The following is a 25,447-nucleotide window of genomic DNA, read 5'->3' as shown; positions in this document are numbered from 1 at the left end:
CCGCCCGCGCCGCTAGCAGTTGGCCACGGTCTTGGCGCTCTCGGCCTTGTCGTTGAAGATCCACCAGTTCTTCAGGTTGTTGATGGAGCTGTTCTTCACGACGCACATCGACCTACCGGAGTAGTCGTCGTTGTCGTAAAGCCGAATGTTGTAGCTGGTGTTGTTGATCAGCGACGTGATCTCGTTGTCCCCGTTCCAACCGTCGATCTGGTACTTCTGGTTGGTGCCGGTCGGCTTCCAGTTGACGTACTTGCTGCCCGTGTAGCTGGCGTCCTCGTACATGCACATGCGGCCGGTGGCGCAGTTCACGACCCGAGTCGAGGCCGCGGTGCTCTCCTGCGCCGCCTGCGCCGGGACGCTGCCGAGGGTGAGAATCGCAGCCGTCGCGGCGAAAGCGACGGCCAACTTCCTGGAATCTGCCATGTCTTGTTCCCCCTTGCCATGAGGCACCGCTGGTGCCTCTGATCCTGGATCGGGCCCCTTCGGAAGTGGTCGAAGTTGCGCAAGGCGCGACCGAAGAGGACCGAGAGGGACTCTAAGAAGTCGATCGGTTTCCGATCAAGGGATTTTGGACCCGGGGTCCGTATGCTTGTCCGACCGAGGTGCGTATCCGGACGAATCACTCGATCTTCATGTGGTGAGGCGACCATGGCGACGGCGAACAACACGGTGCGCACAGGCACCGTCCTCCCGGTGGACGCGGCGCGCTCGGCGATGTGGGCCTTCGTCATCGCCAACACGGTGATCGTCGAGGCGCTGTTCGTCAGCGCCGGTGAGGGCAAGAACAGCGTGCTCACGGTCGCGAAGTTCTTCGGCCTGCACGCGGCCCTGCTCCTGCTGTTCCAACTGCTGCTGGTGGCCCGACTGCCGTGGCTGGACCGCCGTATCGGCATGGACCGGCTGACGGTGTGGCACCGCTGGGTCGGCTTCACCCTGCTGTGGACCGTCCTCACCCACGCCACCCTGGTGGTGCTCGGCTACGCGACGCTCGACGACGCGTCCATGGGGAAGACGTTCGTCGCGCTGAGCGGGGTGCCGGCCTCCCTGCTGGGCATGCTCGCCGCGGCCGTCGTCGTCGTGATCGCGGCGATCTCCACCCGCCCCCTGCGCCGCCGCCTCCCGTACGAGGTCTGGCACGGCCTGCACCTGCTCCTCTACGTCGCCCTGGGCCTGGCCTTCGTCCACCAGTTGCAGGAGACGACGACGTTCACGTCCTCCGCGTTCGCCACGGCCTACTGGTGGATCCTGTGGCTGTTCGCCTTCGGCGCCCTGCTGGCAGGCCGGGTCGTCGTGCCGCTGTGGCGCAACGCCTACCACCGCTTCACCGTCACGGCCGTGGTGCCGGAGTCGGACGACGTGGTCTCCGTGTACGTCACCGGCCGCCACCTCGACAAACTCCCCGCCCGCGCGGGCCAGTTCTGCATCTGGCGGTTCCCCGGGCACCACCACTGGTGGCCGGCCAACCCCTTCTCCCTGTCGGCGGCTCCGAGCCCTCAGGGTCTGCGCCTGACGGCGAAGGCGGCGGGCAGCGCCAGCGCCGGCCTGCGCGACGTCCCGGTCGGCACCCGCGCCTACGTCGAGGGACCGTACGGCGCGTTCACCTCGCTGCACCGGACCCGGCCCGGCACCCTGCTGATCGCCGGCGGCGTGGGGATCACTCCCGTGCGGGCCATGCTGGAGGAGGAGACGACCGGTGACGTCGTCGTGCTGTACCGGGTGCGCGGCGAGGCCGACGCGGTGCGCCACCTGGTCGCGCTGCGGGGCGGGCGGCTGCACCTGCTCACGGGCAGGACCGCCGAGTACGGCACCCCGCCGTTCGGCCCGGAGAACCTGCGCCGGCTGGTCCCCGACGTCACCGAACGCGACGTGTACGTCTGCGGCCCGCCCGCCATGACGGCTTCGGTGCTCTCCGGCCTGCGGGAGCTGCGGGTACCCGCGCGCCAGGTGCACGCCGAGAGGTTCGGCCTGGCCTGACCGGGGCGCCCCGCGTCAGCTGAGCCAGTCCGCCGCGTAACCGTCGTAGGTACCGTCGTGGGTGGCCAGGTGCACCCACTGGTCGACGTACTCCTTGAACTCCTCGTCGCCACGTGGCAGCAGGTACGCCTTCTCGCCGAAGGTGAAGGGCTTGTCCGGGTTGATCGCGCAGAGCTCCGGGTGGAGCTTGGCCTGGTACTCGGTCTCGCTGCCGTCCGTGATCATCACGTCGGCGTGGCCCGCGACGATCTCGTCGAAGATCGTGGTGTTGTCGGGGTGGGTGACGAGGGTCGCCTGGTGGATGTTGGCCTTGGCGAACGCCTCGTTGGTACCGCCGGGGTTGACGATCACCCGGACACCCGGCTGGTCGATCTCCTTCAGCGACTGGTACTTGTCCTTGTCCTTACAGCGGGCAATCGCGGCCTTGCCGTCCACGAGGTAGGGCGTGCTGAAGTACGCCTTGCGCGCCCTGGCCAGTGTCACGGAGACCCCTCCCATCCCGAGGTCGCACTTGCCCGCCGTCAGGTCGGCCACGAGCTCTGCCCAAGTGGTCGCCACGAACCGGGGCTTCACGCCCAGGCTGCTCGCCAGGTTCCTCGCCATGTCGACGTCGATGCCGGTGTACGACTTCGTGGCGGGGTCCAGGTGGCTGAACGGCCGGTAGTCGCCGGTGGTGCAGACGCGCAGCACCCCGCGCTCGGGCACCTTGTCCAGAAGGGTGGTGCTGGGGTGGTGCCGGCCGGCCGGGCTGGACGGGCTGGACGGGGGCCGGCCGGCAGTGCTGGACGCGGTGTCGACCTGCGTGGCGTAGGCGGCCGTTCCGCCGACGGCGGTGACGAGCGCGAGGGCGAGCGCGGTCAAGGCGGTTCTGTGGGGCATGGCTTCACTTCCTGACCGGGAGTCGGCTGCTGGGGCTGCCTCATCACAACCTGGCATCTCCGCTTCGCTACCCCAGTCGATCACTCGCCGAACGCGTATGTGCCCCTGCGGCCGTCGGAGCCACGGCGCGGCCGGTCTGCGGGGAGATCATGCCGGCGCACAGGCCCCGGGCGGCCAACCCCTGGGCGATGCGGGGGATCGCCGCGAGGGAGTTGGCGGACCAGTCGTGCATGAGGATGACCTGGCCGTTGGTGAGCCGGCCGGCCGCCGCCACGATCGCGTCGGTGCTCGCGCCGTTCCAGTCCTGCGAGTCGACGTTCCAGATGATCTCGGTCAGCCCGTACTTGGCCGCGACGGCCTTCACCGTCGAGTTGGTCTCGCCGTACGGCGGCCTGAACAGCTTCGGCGTACCGCCGCCCGCGGCCGCGATGGCCTGCTGCGTCCGGGAGATCTCCGAGTCGACCGTCGCCTGACTCTGCTGGGTCAGATGAGGGTGGGTGTAGCTGTGGTTGCCGACCCACATACCGGCACTGACCTGGGCTCTGACCCGGGCCGGGTAGGCGGCGGCGTACTGGCCCTGGTTGAACATCGTGGCCCGCAGCCCGTTCTGCGTGAGCGCGTTGAGCAGGGCCGGGGTGCTGCTGGACGGTCCGTCGTCGAAGGTGAGCCCGACGTACCCGTTGCAGGCGGCGGCCTGTGCCGGGGCGGCGGTGTCGACGGTGAGGGTGCCGGCGACGGCGAGCGAGGCGACGGCGAGGAGTGAGAGACGCGGGGTTGCTTTCATGAGGAGCGGTCCTCCAGCCTGGTCCTTTTATGGGGGGGCGGGGACCAGGGCGGATTCCCCGCTCCCCGAAGTGGCCTAGCGCACCGTGATGTTGGAACTCCCGCTGCTCTGGTATCCCTCGGTGGCGAGGATCATGTAGTAGCTGAAGCTCCCCAGGGGCATTCCGGCGCGGGCCCAGGCGTCGAAGTGGTTGCCGGTGGTGATGGTGCCGCCGGTTCGCTTCGCCTGCCGGACGCTCCAGTACTGGTTGAACGTGCGGGTGCCTTCGACGGACGGGGCGTTGTAGCGAGTGGTCTGGTAGATGTCGTACGTGCCGCCGTCGCTGGTGACCGTGCCCTTGTACGTTCCGGTGGGCCGGTAAGTGCCCCAGTTGTCGACGACGTAGTACTCGACGAGCGGGTTCGACGTCCACCCGTAGAGGGTCAGGTAGCCGTTGCCGGACGGGGTGAAGCTGCCGGAATAGGTAACGGTCCGGCGTGAGCCGTTGCTCCAGCCCTTGCCGGCGACGAAGTTCCCGGTGTTTCGCCACGAAGTGCTGTAGTTCCCACCGGAGTTCAGGGTCATCGAGACCGTGCCCTGGCTGTCCGTCCAGAACGAGTAGTAATACCCGTTGTTCGTCCCGGTCTGGTTAGTGGTGACGACCGTGGCCGCCTCGGCGGTGCCGGGCAGGGCCAACGTGGCCCCGGTGGCCAGCAGCAGGCTGCAGACGCTTCGGCGCGTCGGGTTCGCGGGTCCGTCGTTCATGAGCGTGCTTCCTCCTCGTTCTCGATCGAGAGGCTGCTCTGTCAACGGCGACAGTTTTGGTATGACCCTGCCAAGTGTCAATAGTTTCGGCACTGCGCTCGAAACATTCGATCGGTTAATGGATCTCTGCGGAAGGTATTTCACCTGATGGGGATGATGTCGGCTGGACCGAATTAATAGTGATCGACAGCAAAGTGGCTGCGAGATCAAAAGGCCAAATTGGCTCTTCGAATGTTTCGAGGGATTTTTGTGCAGCCCAGCGCATTCACGGACTGCTCTGGCTCCTAGGGCAGCTCGCGGCGGACCAGGGCCCGAGCGAACGGTTCTCCGGTGGCCCGGGCGTAGGCCATCCGCTCGCGCACCTCGCTGAGGGTGCGGGGGCGGTAGCCGGGGCCGCCGCAGCAGCTCTTGTGGAAGCGCACACCGGCGTGCAGCAGCACGGAGAGGACGCGCCACGCGGCGGTGTCCCGGCGCTTGGGTGCCGCGAAGGCGGAGCCGACGTGGATCAGTGGTTCGGCGCAGCGCGGACAGACCCGGTCGTGGTCGTGGTAGCCGGGGTAGGGCTGCTTGTACGAGGCCCGGCAGGGCAGGCAGACGTACGAGGTCTTTCCGTGGGCCATGCCGGAAGGGTAGAGCCGACGCAGCGTCGGGCTCGACAGCTTTACGGCAGGCTGCCCAGGCTCTACTGCGGCGGGCGTCGGCTGGTCGGCGCTGATCAGCCGCCGAAGGCGGGCGCGTTGTCGCGTGCCCAGTCGGCGAAGGTGAGTGCCGGCCGGCCCAGCAGGTCTTCCACGGTGCTGGTGGTGGGGCCCGGCCGGTTGGCGTAGTCGGCGAGGGAGCCGAGCAGCCGGGCGGGGATCTCCTCGGGCAGCCCTTGGGCGAGCATGCCCTGCCGCACCTGCTCGGGCGAGAGCTCCTGGAAGGACAGCGTCCGGCCTGTGGCGGCGCCGATGAGCCGCACCTTCTCGATCTGGTCCAGTGACTGCGGCCCGGTCAGCGTGTGGATCGCCTTCGTGCCAAGGCCGCCCCGTAGAGCGCGTACGGCGACCGCCGCGATGTCGGCTTCGTGGAGGGGAGAGGTGGCGGCCCGGCCGTACGCGCCGCGCACCACGTCACCGGCCCTGATCTGGGGTGCCCAGGCCAGTGCGTTGGCGGCGAAGTCGGCCAGGCGAAGGATCGTCCACTCCAGACCCGACCTCATGACGAGTTCCTCGGCATGCTTGAACTGGGCGGCGAAACGGGCCTCCCCCGCCAGGTGCTCCACGGTGGTGGCCGACAGCAACACCGCACGCCGTACGCCTCGCTCGGCGGCGAGCCTCAGCAGCTCGCCGAGGCCGGGCCCGGTGGCGCGCGGGCTGATCTGCAGTGCTTCGACTCCGTCCAGCGCGGGCTCGATCCACTCGGGGTGGAACAGGTCTCCGCGGACGGCTGCCACGCCGTCAGGGAGCCGGGCCTCGCCGGTCCCGCGCGTGACCGCGGTGACGGCCGTGTCCTCCTGCACCAGCTGGTTCAGCACCTGACGGCCTACGACGCCATTGGCTCCGGTGATCAGGATCATGATGGTTGCTCCTTCACTCGTTGCGGGATGTGAGGCGGGGAGGGTCGGTCACCTCGGGACGGGACGGGGCGGAGGCAGTCGACGAGGACCCCGTCGGGCCGTCCTCGTCGGGTCGTCTTCGTCGGGTCGTCTTCGTCGGGTCGTCTTCGGCGGGTCGTCCGCGTCGGGTCGTCCGCGTCGGGCTGTCCTCGTCGAGCCGTCCGCGTCGAGCGTCGCGAGTCCGACGATCGAGGGGCCGACCTGGTGGTCAGCCGGTGAAGGACTCGGGGCCGAAGCGGCCCCACGCCAGGAAGAGCGTCAGGGCGAGGTAGACCAGGTCGCCCGCGATCGTCACTCTCTCGCCACGGCGCAGGCGCATGGTCAGCGCGCCGGCGAACAGCAGCACCAGTCCGGTGGCGGCCAGCGGTACCAGGACCGGCGCGATGTCGAGCGCGGCGGGCAGTATCAGGCCCGCCGCGGCCAGGAGCTCGACGGCGCCGATGGCCTTGAGGGCACCGGGGCTGAAGTCCTCGACCCATTGGCCGGCGGAGCCGCCCACGACGGCCAGCTTCTCCTTGGCCACGAACATCTTGGAACTGCCGGTCAGGCAGACGGCGGCCATCAGTCCGGCGACGACCCAGAGTGCGAGGTTCATCATCAGCTCCTTGATCGAGGATCTGCCTGCTTCCTCTGGGACGAGACAGCGCCCCCGTCTGTGACATCTCCGAACATGTGAGTCCATTGAGATGTGGGTCACATGCGTCCGTGTCACAGGACATCGGGCTGTCTCGTCCCAGGGGTGTAGCCACCCCGACGAGGACGGAGGAGAACGCGATGGACGCGCGACCGAACCTGGTGACGGCGTGGCGAGAGGCCACGGTCCTCACCGAGGCCGAGCGTGCCGCTGCCGCTGCCGCTGCCGCTGCCGCTGCCGCGGGCCCCGGGCAGGGGGCGTTGCACAGCCCCGCCGACGAACGCAAGATCACCAGAACGTGACCGCGCCACGACATACGGCCGAGTGGAACGACATCAAGGGGGATACGGCGTGAACAAGGTCGAGGAGTTCGAGAAACTGCGCCCCCTGCTGTTCTCGATCGCCTACCGGATTCTGGGCAGCGTGAGCGAGGCCGAGGACGCGGTGCAGGAAGCGTGGCTGCGCTTCGACGGTTCGACGACTCTCCCCACGTCGGTCAAGGCGTTTCTGTCCGCCACGGTGACGCGGATCTCGATCGACGTGCTGCGCTCCGCGCGGATGCGGCGGGAGGAGTACGTCGGGCCGTGGTTCCCCGAGCCGCTGCTGAGCGACCCGTATCAGGATCCGGCGCGCTCGGCCGAGCTGGCCGACTCGGTATCGATGGCGGCGCTGCTGCTTCTGGAGCGGCTCAGCCCGCTGGAGCGGTCGGTGTTCGTGCTGCGGGAGGTCTTCGGTTTCGGGTTCGACGACATCGCCTCCGCGGTGGGGCGTTCGGAGGCGGCGTGCCGACAGCTTCTGGTACGGGCACGGCGGCACATGCAGGCCGGGCGGCCGCGGTTCGAAGCGGACCGTCAGGAGCGGCAGGAGCTGGCGACGCGGTTCTTCGACGCCCTCCACGAAGGCGATGTCGCCGCCCTGCGGGATCTGCTGGCCGCCGACGTGCAGATGGTCGGTGACGGCGGCGGCAAGGCCCCGCAGCTGGCCAGGGCCGTCATCGGCGCCGAGAACGTGGCCCGGCTGCTGGCCTCCGTCTTCCCGCTGCTGGCCAGGATCGACGTGACGTGCGAACCGCACGAGGTCAACGGCCAACCCGGCGCCATCTTCCGCGACCGGGACGGCAAGGTCCTCCACACCCTGGCCCTCGACGTACTCGACGGGCAGATCCAGACCATCCGCTCGGTGATCAACCCCGACAAGCTCGGCCACCTCGGCCCGGTTGCCGACGCCTGGGCCATCGACGGCGAGGTGAAACAGGCCCGCCGGCAGACGAAGTGACCCTGGGACGGGCGGGGGCCGGCTCGCCCGATCCTCGGGCGATGTCGAGCGGTCGTCGCGAATCCCCGCGTTCATCGTCACCGGCGGACTGGCTGTGCTCGGCGTCCTGCCTGGCGTGGACGGCCGGGAAGCCATCGTGCGGGGAGTCACTCGGTCCGGCTCATGCCGCCCTGTAGCGAGGCCACGACAGGTGAGGAACCGGCGCGGTGGACTCGGTGCCAACGGATCGGAACAGGCCAGCGGTACTTCGGCCACACCGGTGAGCGGCCCGTCGGCCATGACCAGGGCCGTGCTCGCCAGCCTGCGAGACCAGCGGGTCCCGCACGACGGGCGCACGCCTCCCTGCGCGACTGGTGCACGCCGAGAAGTTCGGCCTGGCCTGAACCGGGAACTGGCTTGAACCGGAAGGGGAAAGGGACCGACGTCCAGACCTGCGTAGAGACCCGCTGCAGGCCGAGCAGTACCCGTCGCCCACGCAAAACCGCCCCGGACGATGAGTCCGAGGCCGAATAGAGCCCCTACTAGGGGATAAACCCCAGGTCAGGTCGGTAGCGCGTTGTGCCTGGGCCCCCGGCAGGATTCGAACCGGCGACACCCGCTTTAGGAGTTTTCTCTGAGCAAGTTCGGGACCTGGGGAAACTCCGCCATGACCGCGTTTGACCTGGAGTGGGCCGTCCTGACAGCGGCCGGTGTCTAACGGCTCCCTGCGGCCTACCCACCTGGTCGGATCTGCTGCCAGGAGGGCCAAAAACAGGAGATGGCAGGACGAAGGTCCACAAGGCCGAGTACGTTCGACTCGGCCGGCTGGCTGCCGGACGGCATCGGGGTTACGCCGGCCGTCTCTCGCCCTCGCGACAGGAGTCGTTGCCCCATGACCTACCGGTTCAACCCGCCGCCCACCTGGCCCGCCCCGCCGGAGGGGTGGAGCCCGCCACCGGGCTGGGAACCGGATCCCGCATGGCCCACACCCCCAGGCTGGCAGATCTGGATCCCGGAAGGGGCCGCGCCGCAGCCGAGCGCACCCATTCCTCAGCAGTCCCCCTACGGCCCCCAGGCGACGGCCCCGGCCACAGGTGGGGGTCTGTTCGGCCGGCGCCGTAAGCAAGCGGAGTCCGAGGCGGCGCGTCTGGCGGGCGAACTGGCGCTGATGGAAACACAGGTACGCGGATTACACGAAGACAACCGTCACCTGACGGAGCAATTGAGTCGTCTCATCGGAGCCGACAGCGCTCAGATAGCCGCCGAGCAGCAGCGACTGCGCCGCGCGCATGAGGAGAAGCTCCAAGAGATCGGACGGATCGACGCTCTCCTCGACGAGAAGACAGAGCACGCCGCCGAGAGCGCCGCGCAGTCCCTGATCGACGTGCGCCGCCAAGCCGAGGACATGGCTCGCCAGACGGCGGAGGCCGAACAGCGCCTCATGGCCGCGCGCCGGGATCTGGTGCTCACCGACGAGACTCGGATGCTGCAAGAGGCCGGCATTTACGAGTACCGCCATCCGCTCGCCGACGCGCTCGCCTACAAGGACCGGCTCGACAGTCTCAAGGCCCGCTACAAGCAGTTGGCGAGGGACGATCGGGCAGTGCTCGGGAACCAGTACTGGATGGTGGACGGCTCAGCTGCCAAGGGCCGCAAGATGGTCCGTGACTTCTCCAAGCTGATGCTGCGCGCGTACAACGCCGAGGCGGACAACGCGGTGCGCGGCATGAAGCCGCACCGGCTCGACTCGCTGATCGACCGGCTCGGCAAGACACGGGAGTCGATCGCCCGGCTCGGCGCCACCATGCAGATCCGCATCGGCGATGACTACCACCAGCTGCGGGTCCAGGAGTTGGAGCTGACGGCCGACTACCTGGTGAGGAAGGAGACCGAGCGGGAGGAGCAGCGAGAGCTACGAGCCCAGCAGCGCGAGGAGGAGCGCCTGCAGCGCGAGATCGAGCGCGAGCGGCAGCGGCTGGAGAAGGAACGCAGCCACTACGAGAGCGCCCTGCGCCGCCTGCGCTCCGGCACCGGCGATGCGGCCGCAATCGCCGAACTCGAAGGAAAACTCGCCGAGTTGGGCGCCGAACTGGGAGCGGTAGAGGCCCGCGAGGCCAACATCCGGGCCGGATACGTCTACGTCATCTCCAACGTCGGAGCGTTCGGCGAACGCATGGTCAAGATCGGTATGACCCGGCGCCTCGATCCCATGGACCGCGTCATCGAACTCGGGGACGCGTCCGTCCCCTTCCGGTTCGACGTACACGCCCTGATCTTCAGTGAGGACGCCGTCGGCCTGGAACGCCGCCTGCACCAGGAGTTCGAGTCCCGCCGCGTCAACCGTGTCAACCTACGCCGGGAGTTCTTCTACGTCACACCGGCAGACGTACGCGCCGCCCTGCAGCGGTTCGCCGGACAGCACCTCCTGGAGTTCCAGGACACGCCCGAGGCTCCTGAGTGGAGGGCCAGCCAGACCGCTGCCGGGCGCTGACGGGCTCGACAGGATTCGAACCTGCGACACCCGCTTTGGGAGGTTTCCCGAGACGAGGCGCTGACCTGCGGTAATGAGGGCCACGGGTGTCTGGCCAGGGGAAACACTCCTCGGCAGAACCCATGTGTTCGCAGTGCTTCCCCGGTCCCATGTGCGCTGGATACGTGCCGGTGGATGCCGTCCGACGTGGGCATGGGCTGTTCGGGGGAGCCGGCGAGTGGTCTCGGTGCAGCGCGGGCGGCGTTTCGTCAGACCTTCTCGACTTGCACGGAGTGTCCCGCGAGGAGTGCATGTCGCCACCTGATCGTCCGTGGGCACGATGCGGATCCGGGACAGCGTCCAGTTTCACGGAGCCTCTCACGCGTCCGCGGCGCAGGAGGGCGCGAGACAGCGTAGGGCGCCCATGCCGGTGTCAGGCGCGGATGCCGACGGCCCGAGGCCATGGGCGGGTTCCATGGCCCCGCCTGCTCCTGCCGTCCGCTCCGCACCTGTCCCGCCCTGCCCGGTCACAGTCTTCTGGCCTGCGGTGTGAGGGCGGCGCAACTGAAGTTCCCACGGGGTCTAACAGGTCGGAAACCGGCTGCTACGGCGTTCGGTCTAGCTTCGTGACATGAGGGTGTGGACGCCATCTCGGCCGCCGCCTGGCAGCCTCGGCGCAATCGGCAAGGGCGGCTTCGCCATTGGCGGTTCAGCGCGCCGCCACGGCGACCGAACCGCTCCCGGCCGCAGGCCGCTCCCTGGCTGGCGCAGCATCAGAGGCCGTGTGGCGGTGGTCATCACGGTCCCGATCTGCTTGCTGCTGGCGGTAGCCGGTCTGGCGGTGTACGGCCGCGCCGAGGCCCTCGGTGACGCCCGTACGACCCGCGCCGAGGTCGGCCTCAGCCTGCGGGTCCAGGAGCTGGTACACCAGCTGCAACGGGAACGCGGCCTGACAAACGGTCTGTTGGGCGGTGAGAAAGGCTTCAGCACACCGCTCGCCGCTACGCGCAAGCGTGTGAACACGACGCTGCGCGGAATGCGCTCCGAACCCGCCGTCGAGGATGTCATGCAGCGGCATATGCGGCGCCTCGCCGCTATCCGTGCCGCCGCCGACAGGGGCACCGTCGGCTCGCCCCCCGCCGACCGGACCGCCACTCTAGCCTTCTACACCACCGCCATCGACGCCCTCAACGCCGTCGACCCGGTGGCGGAGAACGCGACCGGCGCCGACCGGCGACTACGCGACGAGATCGCGGCGTTGCGGGAACTGGCCGCCGCCAAGGAGTCAGTCGCTCTCGAACGGGGCTTCCTCAACGGTGTGTTCGCCGAAGGCGGCTTCCACGGCCGCGAGTACCTCACCTTCACCGAGGTACGTGCCACCCGCGTCGCCGCCCTCGCCCGTTTCCGGCAGGTCGCCACCGCGCCGCAGCGCGCGGCCCTGAACAAGGCTTTCAGCACCACGGACGCTGAACGCGCCACGCGCTACGAGAACCGGGCGGAAGCCGCCGCCGACGGCTCCGCGCTGGACGCCGACGCCGGCGCTTGGTGGGATGCGATGACCGTACTCGTCGACGATCTGTACGCCGTTCAGCAGTCGGTCGGGGACGACGCCAGGGACCGGGCCGACCTGCTCAGCCACGACGCCGAGGTCGACCTCGTCGCCTATCTCGTCGCGGGAGCAGTCATGGCCGCTCTCGTCGCGGGCGTCGCTGCCTTCGCCTCCCGTTCCCTCACGCGCCCGCTCGGCGCGCTCGCCGAGGCCGCCCACGACGTGGCGCGGAACCGGCTGCCCGCAACCGTCGCCCGGATCCAGCAGTCCCCGCAGGACCATGGGGAGTTGTTCCCGCCGGCGGACGCACCGGACGACTCCGATGCACGTCTGCTGGGTGGCGCGGCGGAGATCGCTGAGGTCGCGGCGTCCCTGCAGCAGGTGGAACTCACCGCCCTGCGCCTGGCCTCCCAGCAGGCAGGCCTGCGCCGTAACACCACCGAATCGCTTGCCAACCTCGGCCGCCGCAACCAGAACCTCGTGCGTCGTCAGCTCAGTCTCATCACCCGCCTGGAACGGCAGGAACTCGACCCGGACGCCCTCGCCGAGCTCTTCGAACTCGACCACCTCGCCACTCGTATGCGGCGCAACGCCGAAAGCCTTCTGGTCCTGGCCGGGCTGAATCCGCCGCGGCCCACGGCGGCACCTGCCGACGGCCTGGAAGTCGTCCAGTCCGCCGTTGCCGAGGTGGAGCAGTACCGGAGGGTCCTGATCGCGACCGTGGAGCCGGTACGGGTGCGTGGGCACGCCGTCGCAGATGTCGCCCACCTCCTTGCGGAACTCATCGAGAACGGGCTGACCTTCTCGCCACCGGTCGAACCGGTCGAGGTGCACGGCTGGCACGACACCGAGGACGACACCTACTGCTTCGCCGTCGTCGACCACGGCATCGGCATGTCCGAAGCCGACAGGGAACGCGCCAACGCGCGCCTCTCCGACGCCGGCGAAGGGGCCTTCCTCGCCGCGCCCGCCCGGTTCCTCGGCCACCTCGTCGTCGGCCGGCTCGCCCACCGCCTCGGTGAAGGCACCCACGTCCACCTCTTCGACACCCCTGGCGGCGGCTTGTCCGCACTCCTCGCCCTCCCCCGGCGCCTGCTCGCCCCCGTGGCGGGCCCCGCCACCTCGCCCACCAGACCCGCTGTCTCCTCCCTGCTCAACGGCTTCCGAGCAGGTGTCGCCCGTGCCGAGGCCCAAAGCACACCAGGAGCGTCATCGTGACCACCGCCGTCCAGAATTTCGGCTGGCTCATCTCGGAGTTCGCACGCACCGCCGACGGCGTCACCGATGCCGTCGCCGTCTCCGCCGACGGCCTGCTCATGGCCGCCTCGGACGGCCTGGGCCGAGATCGCGCCGACCACCTCGCCGCTGTCGTCTCCGGAATCACCAGCCTCGCCCAGAACGCGGCGACGGTACACGGCTTCCACGGCATGAAGCTCGTCATGATCGAAATGCTCGGCGGCTTCCTCATGGTCGGTCGCGTTCGCGACGGCAGCTGCCTTGGCGTCCTCGCCGCCGAGGGGTGCGACGTCGGCCTGGTCGGCTATGAAATGGCCGTCCTCGCCGACCGCGCCGGCGAACTGCTCACCCCGCAGTTGGTACGCGACCTGCACTCCGCTCCCCTGGCCGCGGGACAGTAGCGCTGCGCTTCGGCTACTCGCGTCTCAGGACCAGGTATCCGCGACAGATCAGTTCTCCCTGGGTGGGGCTGTGACCTGCGCAAGCGTCGACTGCAGGATGCTTGGCCTGGGGGAACGCCCTCTCTGTGGTTCTCACCAGCTGGTGCCGGTGGTGTTGGGCGGCACCGTCGCCGAGGGCAAACCCCTGGTCTGGCGGATCACCCTGTCCTCACCCGCCGACGAGACCCTGTACGGAGACCTGCGGATCCTGCCCGTCCGCCGTGGCACCGAACTGTCCACCAAGGACGTCGCTCCCGCGTGGCTGAAGGAGAACTAGGACGTCTCCGCCAGTCCACAGCGTGCGCTGTCGAGGCTGCCGGACGAACCTCGCCTGTCGTTCGAGATTCCCGCGGGCAAACGGAGCGTCGACGTGAAGGTGCCCACCATCGCCGACCGGGTGACAGAGCCGACGGAGTCCGTCCGGTTGCGACTGATCACGACAGACGACAATTTCCAGGAGGTGCAGGGGCCGGAGGTCACCGGCACGGTGCGGGACCCGAGGTAAGAGCCTGTGCCATACCTCCGGCAACGTGGCTGGAGGTTCCCCCTCTGGGGGAGTGCGTGCCAGGCGTCGCGCGCCCGGCCGGAGATATACCGGCACTGAGGCCGGCGCACCGCGAGCGCGGGTGCCCTTCTGTCCACCGGGCGCAAGGGCACCCGCGCTCCGTAGGGGCGAGGTGAGGCGCTCTGACCTGCGAGGCGTCCAGACAGGAGGACACGCGATCAGCTACCCGTCGGCTACCGCAGTTCCCCGTGACTCCCCGCTGGAGCTGCCGTCCGGGGAGAATCGCCTGACGCTCTGTCCCCCGTTCGTCCCCCGCACACAGAAAACACCCCCCGGAGATCACTCCGAGGACCGGGCCGTCCGCTCACGCATCGCTCACGCGCTGCTGGCTGCTGAGCAGCGCGTGGTCAGACCTGGCCGAGGTCGATCTCCACTGAGAAGGGGGCCGCTACCTTGAGAACGCCGGTGAACACGTCTCCCTCCCGGTAGGTCTTCGTCGCGGGGTCGAGAACGTAGGTGTACACGAGGGGAACGCCTGTCGCGGCCTGCTCGATGCGCCAGTAGAAGCCGATGCCTGCCTTGGCGTACTGGTCGACCTTCACGATCCGGTCGGTGGTCTCCGAGCCCGGCGACACCACCTCCGCGACCAGTAGCACGTGCTCGGGGCGGGTGGGGGTGATGTCGATCGTGTCTGCGCGGTACACGACGACGTCCGGGCGGCGATTGGTGAGAGGGACGTCCTGAAGCCGCACGTCGAAGCCCGTGTCGGCGTTCCACTCCGGGCCCGCGGCGGCATCCAGGGCGTTCGCCAGAATCCGGGCCGGCCGATTGTGCCGCTTGGACGCACTCGGACTCACGACGACCATCCCGTCAACGATCTCGATGCCCGCGCACTGCTCCTCGGACCAGGAGTCGTACTCCTGCGCCGTGATCTGCTCATGCATCCACGCCGGGGCCACCATCTCGGCCGTCATGAAGCACCTCCTGGCCACTGGGCTGCGGGCCCGATCCCGCGCTGCATTCAGCGTACTGTCCGCCACTTGTACAGCACGCGGATCTCATTCATGCCCCTCCCCGTCGGCCGGCATCCGGCCAGCGAGCCCCGCGACAAGTGAGGACCGGGGCCGGTTGGGGCCTGGCTGCCAAGGGCGCGGTCGGAGCATCCCGCGCGATCAGCAGTCAGTGACCGATGTCCCTCCCGACCAAGCCTGGACGCGGTGGGACCGGGAGAACCCGCTTCCCTGAGGGAAAAACCCCAGTTCAGAGCGGTAACGCGTGGTGCCCCCGGCAGGATTCGAACCTGCGACACCCGCTTTAGGGGTGAGGTGAGGCGCGTGTGGCTCTGACCCGCGAGGCGTCCAGACAGGAGGACACGCGATCAGCTACCCGTCGGCTACCGCAGTTCCCCGTGACTCCCCACTGGAGACGGCACGGGTGTGGCACGGGGAACTTCTGATCCGTAGCTCTATACGGACCGGTCGGTGAGGGTCATACCGGCCGTGCTGCGGCCTGGTGGGGCTCTGTTAGGCAGAGTCGGTTGCTGGGGTTGCGGTAGTTCGCTGCTGTACTGCCACAGCCGAGAGACGGCACTGCTTCGTGGCTGGCCCGTATCCGTTTGGTTGCTTGCTGTCGTTCCCCACTGCTCCTTCTTGGCTACTTCTCGAACGGGCACGGTGAGGGCACGATCGGCCTCTATCCACCGCACCGGTGAACGGCCCCTGACCGGTCAAGTCGGTCAGGGGCCGTTGTGTTGTAGGACGCTCACTCGAGACGGTGGCTCCCTGCGGTTCCCAGCATCACGAGTTGTGGCGATCAGGGCTGAGGTGCCACCGCTACCCACTGCGATGCAGGCAGCTGCCCTTGTGCCGGGGCGGGACACACGAGGGCGTTTGTGGCAGCGCAATGCAGGGTGAAGACCGTGCCGTCCTGGGTGATGATCTTGTAGAACGCGTCACTGCCCTGGGCGTCAACCGAGATGCCGCAGACCGTGGAGTTTGTGGGGAAGCCGGCGATCGTGCTGAGGTCGGTCCAGCCGGGAGTGTTGGCCGGGCCCGACACGATGTTCGGGTTGTCCGGGTCGTTCATGTTGGTGGTGCGTCTACCGGCGAACGGCACCCCGTTTCTGAGCGCGGCAAGGAACTGCTCGTTGCCGTTCGGCTTCGTCGAGTCCACGCCGGTGCCGCACGCCGTCGCCGTCGCCGTCGCCGTCGCCGTCACGGTGGCCGTCACGGTGGCGGTCACGGTCGGGGTTGCGGTCACGGTTTTTGTCACCGTAACGGTAGGTCTGGGCTTCTTGGTCGGGCAGTCGCCGCGGTGCTTGCCCGGCTTGTCATGGTCGCAGTGGGGGTCGGTGACGTACGTCGCGTCCTTCTGAGAGGTCATGCCGGCTGCGACCGCCACCGCCGGGGTCCCTACTGCGACCGTCACCGCCGTCGCAATCGCGGCGAGCTTGCGAAGGTTCTTGAATCCGTCTTGAGGTGCTGGCTCAAGCGGTGAGGTCGTCCTGTGCTCAGGACTCATATGGGTGCTCCTTGTTCCACGAGTTTCGGGTGGTTCCCCGAGCCCGGATGCGAGCTTGACCGGAGCGCGCTGGAGCATAGGCATGATCAGGTGGAAACACGCTTATAGATCAATAAAACGGTCTAGGCGATACCTCCTGGATGAGGCCAATGCGGGGAAGGTGCAGCGCCCGCTTGTAAATCTTGACCACCAAAGTCGCTACGCCGACCGCCCCAGCCACGGACGGCCCCACCATCTACGGCCTGTGGAGGCGGCCGATCTACGGCCTGTGGAGGCGGCCGATCTACGGCCTGTGGAGGCGGCCGACCTCAGCCGTGACGCACCTGCTTTGGATGAAAGCGCTTCGAGGGATCGCGCGGATCACTGGCTGTTGACCATGAGGCGGTGCCTAGCTCCTGGGCCGGGCCTGGTGGTGTGGGTCATGGTGGGAATCAGGCTTGGTCTGGTGCATCGGCCCTAGATGAGCCAGAGCGTGAACTGCGGATCACCGTGGGCCCGCGGACCGAGGTGCTGAGGTGCTGCACTGATGAGGCTTAGGTTCAGAGGAGGTGCGGTGCCCCATGGTGGAGCTGTCGCGCGAGCAACCTGCGCCTGATGTGAGGCAGTCGGCTTGGCTGTCCGCGAGGAACGGGGTGGTCGCGGCCTCCTGGCGGAGCTTGTGGCACAGGCGTGGCACGGCCGTGATGATGCGAAAGGGCCAGTTCGAGAGGATCAAGCCTCTGAACTGGCCCTTAGTCGTGTGCCCCCGGCAGGATTCGAACCTGCGACACCCGCTTTAGGAGAGCGGTGCTCTATCCCCTGAGCTACGAAGGCGGGGATCTGTCGGAAAACGTGTCTGAAATTAGTGCCCAGATGATGCGGGCGTCAGACGTGTTCCCGGCAGTGGTGCGGCGGCATGGCTGGCCTGCAGCTGTGCCACCGCCCACAGTGTAGCGGCTGGCACTGCGGCGGCTGGAAGGTTGGTCATCTTGGCTGCGGGTGGCAGGTCAGATCGGGCGGATGGCTCCGGTGTGGGAGGCTCCGGGACAGGTGACAGCCCTCGGGGCGATGGCGTCAGGCCGCGAGGCCGAACGGCCTCTGGCCCAGGGCCCGGGTGATGGAGTTGTTGACCCAGGCGTAGCCGATGTAGATCAACAGGCCGGCGTTGGCACCGTAGGCGGGGACCCGCTTGTGCGGGTAGGCCTGGTCGAAGCGGGAGTGGATCGACTCGCTGTCCTGCCGGAATCCCAGGAGTCGGCGACCGGCTGGTGTGTCGGGTGGGATCTGCCTCAGATGTTCGGCCCGGTTGAAACGAGGCTTTTGGCTGGACGGGTCGATTTCTCGATCCTCTTTGGTTTCGTCTACGCGAATACGCAATTCGTGATCGCCGCGTGAGCATGGGATGGCGAGGCGGTGGTAGAAGCGACTCTTCTTCTGCTTTCGGCGTTCCAGTTCTTCGACGGGAAGCGGGGCGTAGTAGGTCTCGCCGTCCACGGTGATGTGGCGCTCGCAAACCCGTCCCTCTGCGGTATAGAGGTAATGGCTGCACTTGCCGTTTTTGTAATTCTTTTCGTAACGCTGGAGAGAGTGAGGCGCCAGCCCGCCGTGCTGGCGGGTGAAAACGACGATTCCGTCTGCAATCAGAGGGGCTCGATGGACGCCGCGGAGGGCGGTGTCATACGTGAATGCACGGATGCCGGGCGCCTTGTTCAGGAGATGGTGGACGAGCCGGACCACGGCGGCGCCTTCGTCTTCCCGTTCAGGGTCGCGCTTTTTCGACTTGTGGCGGACGGATTCCAGAGCCAGGATGACTCGGCTGTGCGGGGTGCGCGCCACGCGGACGGCGAGGGAGAGGAACTTGTTTCCGTAAACCCTTCGTCCTCCGCCCTCCGTGGTGTAACTGGCGTCTGGGTCTACTCGATGACGCCGAATTTCCCCTGTTTCTTTGTCTACGGTTTCGTGCTGCGTGTGTTTGGAGGGTGGTGCGGCAACTGTTGCGTCGCCGTGGATGACCTGGTCGCGCTCGGGATAGATCCAGCTTCCGCGCGCCCTTGATTCCGCCATCATCCCCATGTCGAGGGCTTGGCGGATCCATAGTTCCCGGCTTGCGTCACGTACGGCATTCATGTGTGTCTTGAGGTGGTTCTTGAAGAAGTAGTTCCACTGGCTCAGGCTGGGGCCGGTTGGTTTGAGGGAATCGGCTTCTCCTGGCCCCAGGTGTTTGCGTACGGCTTCGCGCACCGTGTTCCACCAGAGATCTCGTTGGAGATGGCGTGCTGTGCTGCGGGCCGAGCCGAAGACGGAAATTGCGCAGAGGAAGACGAAGTAGATGTACGGAGGGTATCCCGGCGGGCGTCCGACGCTGCCGGGATCGCGGGCGGGCAGTGTCTGCCGGACCGCCTCGAACAGGTCGGGATTGCTCAGGAGGTACTCGAACCGCTCGTCGATCGCGAGCGGGGGCGCTTGCGGGCCTGGCTGAGGCGCGGGGTCTGAGGCGGAACCGAAGACGTCGTCAGGGATCGGGCCCACCAGCCAGTCGCGGCCCTTGGTGGTCTTCCCCTTGGTCCGTCGGCGGGAGCGTTTCGTGGTCGCGGTCACGCCACCTCACCGCCTGCGTCCCCGGGGTTCCACCGGTGGCCGGCGAGCGCGGCGGCGGCGTCGAGGGAGGACAGCCCCAGACGGCGGGCGACCTCGGAGAGCTGGCCGGTGTCGGAGAAGATCTTGCGGGCGACGTAGCGGGTCACGTCCTTGGGCTCGACCCTGCGCTCGCGAGTGGCGAGCCCGCTGCGACGGGCGATGTCGCCGAATCCGGAGCAGACGCTGGCCTGCGAGCGGTAGGCCGACGAAGCCGCGGTGACCAGGCGTGGCGGCGGTCCGGATTCCGTGCCGCGCAGGAGGTGGGTGCGGCGCAGCCACAGCACCTGTACGCCCCACTCGTCGAGATGGCAGCTGCGGCCGCGGGTTCGGGTGGCACCGTTCGTCCAGACCTCGGCTTCGGTGAGGTCGAGGTCGTCCGTTGTCGCGGAGGCGATCTCCGCGGTGTGCAGCCCGGCCAGGAGCAGGGCCAAGAGGGCGGCATGGCGAGTGGCGGGCATGCCGCGTTCCGCGTGGAAGCGGAGCAACTGCACGTCTGGGTCGGTCAGTTCGGTTCCCTGCTTACGAGGGCTCCGGGGAATCGGTGGAAGGTCGACGAGCGGAGCCGCTCGGGTCAGCCCGAGCGCCCGTGCCTCTGTGAAGAGCGCCTCAAGGGCGGAGCGGCGCTGGCGGCGGGTGCCGGCGGCTGGGTTCAGGATGATGCCCTGGTGGCGGTCATGGCCGGGCGCATCGATGAAATACGCGGCGAGCTGGGCGGAGACGTCGTCCAGATAGGTCACGCCCTGCGCCTCGGCGAAGCGCAGGAGGCGTTCGACGACCTGGGTGTAGAGGATGACGGTCTCGAGGCTGAGTTCGCCGTCGGCGGCGCGTTGCCGCCAGACGCGCGCGACGGACAGGAGAGCGTTCTTGATCTTTGTCCTGGCCACGGGCACCTTCCCGTTTCCGACCGCGCGCGTGCGGCTGCGCGGTGAAGTGGCGAGGCGAAGGGGCCCGAGCCCGCTACCGTGGGCAGTGCCCCTCGCCTTGTGTGAGGGCATGCCGAAGCCCCTCGGACGCGCGGCCGTGCCGCGCGCAGCAGTGGTGGAGGCGGGGGTCCGGCAGTGCCACCCGGCCAAGGGATGCGGCGCTGCCGGACCTGCTGTTCGTATGGCGGTCTATGTCATGGACGGCCCCCTCAGCTTGGCGAGGATCGCCGCCAGTCCATGGAGGTGGCCGTGGAGGGCGACCATGTCCTCAGCGGACAGGCGCGCCAGGTCGGCCAGCAGGACCGGCGGGCTGAGCAGGCGGATCAGGTCCTCGTTCGCGCTCTTGGACGACGGCACGTCAGCGTGCGTGCGGGGTGAGGGGATGAGGGCCGCGGACTCGGCGTCCTCGTCCGGGGAATCGACGTGCACATCGGCTGCTTCCGAGGCGGCGGTTACCGTCCCGGACCCGGTACGAGGCTTCGGGACAGCGGCGCTCTCGTTCCAGCGCAGGTAACCGCCGTCCTCGACACGCAGCATGCCGACGGCCACCATCAGGTCGACCAGGATCTCCACCTTGCGGTGCTGCGTCTCGTCGGCCTCGGAGAGCTTCATCAGCTTGCCCGCGAGACCGATCCGCAGAGCGGGGCCCTGTGCCAGGCGGCTGTTCGTGCCCCGGGCGAACCAGGACTTTGCCCAGGCCTCGCGCAGTGCGCGCAGGCCCTTCTCCTCGCTTGCCTCCCAGGCCCGGGCGACTTTCTCCCCCGCCTTGGTCGGCCGGTAGGCGCTTCGCCCTGGTGCCTGCTCGATGAGTCCATACGCGCGCACGAAGGCCAGGACGAGCCCGCAGCGACGGGCTGGAACCTCGGTGACCTGCTCAAGATCGCGCGCGACGAAGATGCCCTTGGCGGCGCACGAGGCGCGGGTGATCGCCAGATGCTCATGAGCCAGGACCCGGTCCGTCGGGAGGGGCCTTGAGGATGGGACGGGGGTGTTCCGGCGAGTGCTCGTCACCGCTCGGCTCCCTCCTCGCAAGCCCCGTTCGTGCCACCGTAGGGAATCTCTCGGGTACGAACGTCGGCGTTGACCCTCACAAGATCTTGCTGCTTGAGTAGCATGCCTGAGGGTGGGGCGCATCCTGTCGGCGCCTCCGTCACACTGTTCACATGCCTGGAGGAACTCGACGTGCCCAGAAGCCGCACACGTACGTCGTCGACGGCCTTTGGCCGTACGCCGTGATGGATCACCATCTCGGAGCGCAGGTGGCCCAGGCGGTGGCCCGCGCACTCGCGGAGGCCATGGAGCGTCAGAAGATCAGCGCCAACGCGCTGGCCCAGGCGAGTGACGTCAATCGGCAGGTGATCTCCAACGTGCTGGCCGGCGTCGTGTGGCCCGATCTGCTGACGGTGGCGAATCTGGAGGGTGCTCTCGGGGAGCCACTCTGGCCCAATCATCTGGAGTGGCCGCGGGACGAGAGCGGGCGCAGGGTGCAGCCGCAGGTCGAGGGGATCACCCGGCAGCGGGATGTGGACACGGCGGAACGCGAGGAACGCCGCCCTCGAACGTAATGGGCATTCGGGCATGACTGTTCGACCCTTCAGGGGTGAGTTGGCCGAACGCCCGGTGCGCGCCACCGGAAGCCGGTAGCGTCGAGGACGGCGACCTAAGGGCGCTGACCGCCGCCGTGTCCAGGCCAGAGGGCTACCAACCAGGAGGCCAGGCACGGCGGCGGTCTTTTGCTGTGAAGTTATGGCTGAGGTCTCGGGCTCACGGGCGGCGTCGGCTTGGGGTCAAGCGGCCTGCCAGGGGGCCGCGAGCCGGTAGAAGACGCTCTTGCCGTTGCCCTCGCGGTTGGGCCTCTCGCTCTTGGCCAGCACGCCGCGCTTGCAGAGATTGTCCAGCACGCAGCGGTTTCGGCGTACGGCATCGGCGGGTTCGCCGAGGGCCTCGGTGACTGCCCGAGCGCTCCACTCCCGCTGGCCGTCCGTCGAGATCACCTTCATGATGATCACGGATCGCGCTCCCCCGATGAGGACGACCGGATTTCCAGGAGGGAGCTGCGTGGCCTCGGGCGTACCGGTTTCGAAATCGGCGGGAGGCAAGGACGGACTCCCTGAGTCGGGGACAACGCGCAGGTGCGGACTGGGCGACTGTGTTCGAGTGGCGCGCAGCTGCTGGCCCTCCCGCACGGCCGCGCGCAGGGCTTCCAGAACACGGCTGGCCTCGTCCCGATTGCCGCGGGCATGCTCAAGCTCCGCCTCAAGCCCGGCGATCGACTCGCGCAGCCGGCGCAGTTGCTCTTCATGGGACTCGATGAGCGCGTCGCACTCGCGGAGCATCTGCTCCAGGTCCTGAGCCACCCAGTCCGCCGAGGGCAGGTGACCTTCGAGCTGACTCATGGGAGCCACAGTAGAGGTGAGTCAGGCAGGCCGTCTGCCCATATGGCAGAGGAGGACAGACACGGTCAGACCCGGGCGGGGATGGCGGATACTCGATCGGTATTGCACCCAGACAGACCTGCTGCCCCTCGCCTGTCACCAGACGCAAAGAGGCAGAGGAGCCCGACCGCATCGCTGATGGAGCACGAATGCAAGTCTTAAGCGTCATCAGCATCCGGGGTTGCTCATCAAACCTGGTCTTTCAGGCTTACTGCCATGCCCTGCGGGGTTGTGATGCCATGCCGTTCACGCCGTGATGGGGTTGAAGTCCCGTTCGGTGACCTCCTCACGCCCGGAGAGGATCGCGTCGATGGAGGCGGAGCGCACGAGGTGGGCCAGGGCTCCTGGCCAGCCGCCAGTCCTGTGGTGCAGTGCCGGTGCCAGCTGGAGCAGGGAGCCGGGCTGGTGATGGCGCAGGCGGAGGGCCTTGTCGAGGGTTTCGACCAGGTGTCCCCAATCCGGCCCGTACGGCACTGGGGCTGCCTGCACGTGAGTCAGACGTCCTTGACCTGCCCCCTGGTCTGGCGCGAACGGGGTCTCTTCCCTGTCCTCGTTGGCATAGACGAAGAGAGCCGGTACTTGATCGGCCAGGAACCGCAGCATCTCAACCGGGCCTGATGCCCGGCGAATCGGGGTTTCAGGGAAGGCGTCGTCCACCAGGACCAAGCTGGTCTCCGATGCGATCAAGGCCTCCTGTACCGCCTCGGAGACGGCGGCGGTGCTCATCCCACGGGGGAGAGGAGGAAGACCGACGAGTTTCCCCAGCCGGAGGAGGGCTGTCCGGTCTCTGTCGGCCGGATGAAGGCGGAGGTAGACGGCCGGACCAAGAGGTAAGCCGCTGATGCTCATGCGAGCGACGTGTCGGCTCAGTTCCCGCAAGGCAGTGGTCTTTCCACTGCGTGGTGGGCCAGTGATCAACAGGCCCTGTCTCCCGCCCGCAGGAGTCCGGTTCAGCACGGCGAGTCGGTCGCCGAGCCGAAGCACCTCCTGCAGGAACGGCGTGCGTAGAACGGGAAGTTGAGCGTGGTACGACAGCCGTTCCTGGACAGAGTCCAGCGCACGCGACGGCCTCCGGGCGGGGGCATCAGGCAGGACGCCGCGTGTGGCGTCGCCGCTCATCCAGATGCCCCATGAGGGCAGTTGTCCCGACGCATTCCTGGCCAGAGGCACCTGCAACCAGGATTCGGCACCCGTCCGCACCCACACCTGACGCAGGTCGTACGAGTCAAATCGCACTTCTACGGGGTCAGTTGACTGCAACGAGGCGAGTCGGGCGTGGAAGTAGCGGCGCCGCTTGACGAACACGCCCCTGTCCGTCACCCGACGGGTCACGCTGGGCAACAAGCGCCGTACCGTGTGTCCGCCCAGGGGCAGATGTACCCACCCGAGCCTGGCGACGCAGGTCGCGTATGCCGAAGACGGTGTGGCGTTTCGTTGGCCTCCCACCGCCTGCAGCCCGGCCTGGGGCTGGTGCTGCCAGACTGACTCCGCCCACTGCTCGGCCCGGTCCTGCAACCAGGTGATGAGTGAGGTGTCGTCATGAGTGGGTTGCCGCGTCAGCGCCGTCAGCTCAGCGCCGAAGAGAGCGGCGAGTCTGCCGGTGATGTGCTCCCCGGCTGCCTTTGTCACCGGGCGGCGCGCCTCGACCCGGATGCCCATGGCGCGGCACTCGTCCAGGAACGCCCGCTCCCGGCGCATCCGCAACCCGTCGAGTACCAGAGTCTCGGGCAGGATCAGTGGCGCGACCTCGCGCCCCTCGCCGCTGCCTGACACAGCCCGCGCAGCAGGTGGACCGCACAGACGGGCCAGCAGAGTCGGCCCGTCCACTTCATGAGGCGACGTGTGGACCATCAACGTGCAGATGGTCAGGGTCAGTTCATCGACCGCGACCGTGATCTGCACCGACCGCAGGGAGGGGCGGGCAAGGTGCGCGGGAAGAGCCAGTCGGAAGGTGCCAACGTGTACGCGCTCGCCAGGCCGGGAGAGCCTGATTCCCTTCTCATCGATCACGGTGACGCCACGTGCGCCGCCGTGCTGCTCCCGGACCGTCTTCACCAGCCGCTGGAACGTGGACCGCGAAGGCAGCGGCACGGCGCCACTGCCGTAGACCTTGTCCAGCATGAGACCGACAAACCGCCGGTATTCGTCGGCCGACGCGGTGTGCCCCTGCCGGGTGTCGTCCGACATGAGCGTCAGCAGCATCTCCAATACGCGCGGGTCCTGGTGTGCCCCGGGAGCGCGCTTCCGCGTCGCACGTCCGTCGACCAGCCCGTCAATCCCCTGAGCCTGGTACCGCTGGCGACGGCGCCGAACGGTACGCGCTGACGCCCCGGACACCCCCGCCGCCGTGAGTTCGGCGGCCTTGGCCGCCTCCCTCTCGCTCAGCGAGCGGAGCGCTGGATCGTACTCGGCGCGGGGCGCGGCATCAGGGGCGGAACCGGGCGGAAGGCCGCTGATCACCTCTGTGATGTGCCGTTCCCACCACCGGGCTTGAGCGAGGACCGCGTCAGATGCCGGCAGGACCCGGATCGAAGACACACGGGAGCCACGCTCCACAACCTCAAAGTCGGCGGACAGCACCAGCTCCGCAACCCTGGGACTGGCCATGTTGCCCAGTGGATCCGTCAGTTGGACCAAGCCGTGCTCAAAACCGGCTACCACCCAAGCTCGACCCTCGAACCGCACCTGATCGCCCAGGCCCAGGCGCGGGGGCCACGACACTTCCATCGGCCTTCCTCACGCGGTGTCGTATGGTGACGGCAGGCCCACCACCATGCGCCCACCTTGCCCATAAAACTAAAAAGAATTAAGCAATATGGCGAAAGAGCGCCGACAGGGCTACGAGCAGGACGGATACGGAGCGCGCCCGCGATCTCGTTGTCCGGGA

Annotated in this window: 23 protein-coding genes and 1 tRNA gene; 9 read left to right on the top strand and 15 right to left on the bottom strand. The window is 68.1% G+C overall.

Annotation, left to right across the window (positions count from 1 at the left end; genetic code table 11):
- Positions 1-12 precede the first annotated feature (12 nt).
- Positions 13-423, bottom strand: coding sequence for a peptidase inhibitor family I36 protein (locus AQJ67_RS29435; RefSeq protein WP_079056248.1), 411 nt, complete (start codon positions 421-423; stop codon positions 13-15).
- 225 nt (positions 424-648) lie between these two features.
- Between AQJ67_RS29435 and AQJ67_RS29430 the strand changes: the two genes are divergently transcribed.
- Positions 649-1,974 (top strand): ferredoxin reductase family protein, encoded by a 1,326-nt coding sequence (locus AQJ67_RS29430; RefSeq protein ID WP_208615064.1) that lies wholly within the window; start codon positions 649-651, stop codon positions 1,972-1,974.
- Between the two features lie 15 nt (positions 1,975-1,989).
- On the opposite strand, the gene AQJ67_RS29425 is transcribed toward AQJ67_RS29430, so the two are convergent.
- The 6 genes from AQJ67_RS29425 to AQJ67_RS29400 all read right to left on the bottom strand — a co-directional run bounded on the left by AQJ67_RS29425 (position 1,990) and on the right by AQJ67_RS29400 (position 6,573).
- On the bottom strand, positions 1,990-2,853 hold the full coding sequence (locus tag AQJ67_RS29425) for a transporter substrate-binding domain-containing protein (protein WP_062722326.1): 864 nt from the start codon (positions 2,851-2,853) through the stop codon (positions 1,990-1,992).
- A 67-nt stretch (positions 2,854-2,920) separates the two neighbouring features.
- Positions 2,921-3,637 carry a polysaccharide deacetylase family protein gene (locus AQJ67_RS29420; protein ID WP_062722325.1) on the bottom strand — a complete coding sequence of 239 codons (717 nt, stop codon included), beginning with the start codon at positions 3,635-3,637 and terminating at the stop codon, positions 2,921-2,923.
- A 75-nt stretch (positions 3,638-3,712) separates the two neighbouring features.
- Positions 3,713-4,381: a glycoside hydrolase family 11 protein gene (locus AQJ67_RS29415; protein WP_062722324.1), complete on the bottom strand. Its 669-nt coding sequence runs from the start codon at positions 4,379-4,381 to the stop codon at positions 3,713-3,715.
- Between the two features lie 284 nt (positions 4,382-4,665).
- Positions 4,666-5,001 carry a hypothetical protein gene (locus AQJ67_RS29410; protein WP_062722323.1) on the bottom strand — a complete coding sequence of 112 codons (336 nt, stop codon included), beginning with the start codon at positions 4,999-5,001 and terminating at the stop codon, positions 4,666-4,668.
- Between the two features lie 95 nt (positions 5,002-5,096).
- Positions 5,097-5,939 carry an NAD(P)H-binding protein gene (locus AQJ67_RS29405; RefSeq protein ID WP_062722322.1) on the bottom strand — a complete coding sequence of 281 codons (843 nt, stop codon included), beginning with the start codon at positions 5,937-5,939 and terminating at the stop codon, positions 5,097-5,099.
- A gap of 247 nt (positions 5,940-6,186) precedes the next feature.
- Positions 6,187-6,573 (bottom strand): DoxX family protein, encoded by a 387-nt coding sequence (locus AQJ67_RS29400; RefSeq protein ID WP_062722468.1) that lies wholly within the window; start codon positions 6,571-6,573, stop codon positions 6,187-6,189.
- A 179-nt stretch (positions 6,574-6,752) separates the two neighbouring features.
- On the opposite strand from AQJ67_RS29400, the gene AQJ67_RS48695 reads away from it, so the two are divergent.
- The 7 genes from AQJ67_RS48695 to AQJ67_RS50245 all read left to right on the top strand — a co-directional run bounded on the left by AQJ67_RS48695 (position 6,753) and on the right by AQJ67_RS50245 (position 14,066).
- Positions 6,753-6,914: a hypothetical protein gene (locus AQJ67_RS48695; RefSeq protein ID WP_208615063.1), complete on the top strand. Its 162-nt coding sequence runs from the start codon at positions 6,753-6,755 to the stop codon at positions 6,912-6,914.
- A gap of 49 nt (positions 6,915-6,963) precedes the next feature.
- Positions 6,964-7,887 (top strand): RNA polymerase sigma-70 factor, encoded by a 924-nt coding sequence (locus AQJ67_RS29395; protein ID WP_062722321.1) that lies wholly within the window; start codon positions 6,964-6,966, stop codon positions 7,885-7,887.
- 1,201 nt (positions 7,888-9,088) lie between these two features.
- Positions 9,089-10,357, top strand: a complete 1,269-nt coding sequence (locus AQJ67_RS29390) for an SNIPE associated domain-containing protein (RefSeq protein WP_062722320.1) — start codon at positions 9,089-9,091, stop codon at positions 10,355-10,357.
- A gap of 763 nt (positions 10,358-11,120) precedes the next feature.
- Positions 11,121-13,103 carry a nitrate- and nitrite sensing domain-containing protein gene (locus AQJ67_RS29385; protein ID WP_244190628.1) on the top strand — a complete coding sequence of 661 codons (1,983 nt, stop codon included), beginning with the start codon at positions 11,121-11,123 and terminating at the stop codon, positions 13,101-13,103.
- Positions 13,100-13,522 carry a roadblock/LC7 domain-containing protein gene (locus AQJ67_RS29380; RefSeq protein ID WP_062722319.1) on the top strand — a complete coding sequence of 141 codons (423 nt, stop codon included), beginning with the start codon at positions 13,100-13,102 and terminating at the stop codon, positions 13,520-13,522. Before AQJ67_RS29385 ends, AQJ67_RS29380 begins: the two co-directional genes overlap by 4 nt.
- A gap of 142 nt (positions 13,523-13,664) precedes the next feature.
- Positions 13,665-13,838, top strand: a complete 174-nt coding sequence (locus tag AQJ67_RS47840) for a hypothetical protein (RefSeq protein ID WP_159058848.1) — start codon at positions 13,665-13,667, stop codon at positions 13,836-13,838.
- 93 nt (positions 13,839-13,931) lie between these two features.
- Positions 13,932-14,066 (top strand): hypothetical protein, encoded by a 135-nt coding sequence (locus tag AQJ67_RS50245; protein ID WP_279616908.1) that lies wholly within the window; start codon positions 13,932-13,934, stop codon positions 14,064-14,066.
- A gap of 407 nt (positions 14,067-14,473) precedes the next feature.
- Here AQJ67_RS50245 and AQJ67_RS29375 read toward each other — a convergent pair whose 3' ends face one another.
- The 6 genes from AQJ67_RS29375 to AQJ67_RS29350 form a co-directional block, all read right to left on the bottom strand.
- On the bottom strand, positions 14,474-15,040 hold the full coding sequence (locus AQJ67_RS29375; RefSeq protein ID WP_062722318.1) for a Uma2 family endonuclease: 567 nt from the start codon (positions 15,038-15,040) through the stop codon (positions 14,474-14,476).
- Between the two features lie 838 nt (positions 15,041-15,878).
- The gene (locus AQJ67_RS48690; protein WP_208615062.1) at positions 15,879-16,586 is read right to left on the bottom strand and encodes a hypothetical protein; all 708 of its coding nucleotides are present in this window, start codon (positions 16,584-16,586) and stop codon (positions 15,879-15,881) included.
- Between the two features lie 740 nt (positions 16,587-17,326).
- Positions 17,327-17,399 (bottom strand) — tRNA-Arg (locus AQJ67_RS29365).
- 240 nt (positions 17,400-17,639) lie between these two features.
- Entirely contained in the window at positions 17,640-19,163 is a 1,524-nt protein-coding gene (locus tag AQJ67_RS29360) for a hypothetical protein (protein ID WP_244190627.1), read from the bottom strand.
- Positions 19,160-20,086 (bottom strand): hypothetical protein, encoded by a 927-nt coding sequence (locus AQJ67_RS29355; protein ID WP_062722316.1) that lies wholly within the window; start codon positions 20,084-20,086, stop codon positions 19,160-19,162. Before AQJ67_RS29355 ends, AQJ67_RS29360 begins: the two co-directional genes overlap by 4 nt.
- Positions 20,087-20,314: 228 nt before the next feature.
- Positions 20,315-21,136, bottom strand: a complete 822-nt coding sequence (locus tag AQJ67_RS29350; RefSeq protein WP_062722315.1) for a hypothetical protein — start codon at positions 21,134-21,136, stop codon at positions 20,315-20,317.
- A gap of 152 nt (positions 21,137-21,288) precedes the next feature.
- Between AQJ67_RS29350 and AQJ67_RS29345 the strand changes: the two genes are divergently transcribed.
- Complete coding sequence (locus AQJ67_RS29345; RefSeq protein ID WP_079056246.1) at positions 21,289-21,690, top strand: helix-turn-helix domain-containing protein; 402 nt, start codon at positions 21,289-21,291, stop codon at positions 21,688-21,690.
- Between the two features lie 222 nt (positions 21,691-21,912).
- On the opposite strand, the gene AQJ67_RS29340 is transcribed toward AQJ67_RS29345, so the two are convergent.
- Positions 21,913-22,521 (bottom strand): hypothetical protein, encoded by a 609-nt coding sequence (locus AQJ67_RS29340; protein ID WP_062722314.1) that lies wholly within the window; start codon positions 22,519-22,521, stop codon positions 21,913-21,915.
- A 285-nt stretch (positions 22,522-22,806) separates the two neighbouring features.
- Positions 22,807-25,287 (bottom strand): Mu transposase C-terminal domain-containing protein, encoded by a 2,481-nt coding sequence (locus AQJ67_RS29335; protein ID WP_062722313.1) that lies wholly within the window; start codon positions 25,285-25,287, stop codon positions 22,807-22,809.
- Between the last annotated feature and the right edge of the window lie 160 nt (positions 25,288-25,447).

The organism is Streptomyces caeruleatus, assembly GCF_001514235.1.
Classification (GTDB): domain Bacteria; phylum Actinomycetota; class Actinomycetes; order Streptomycetales; family Streptomycetaceae; genus Streptomyces; species Streptomyces caeruleatus.
This window is presented reverse-complemented; position numbering and strand designations above follow the sequence as displayed.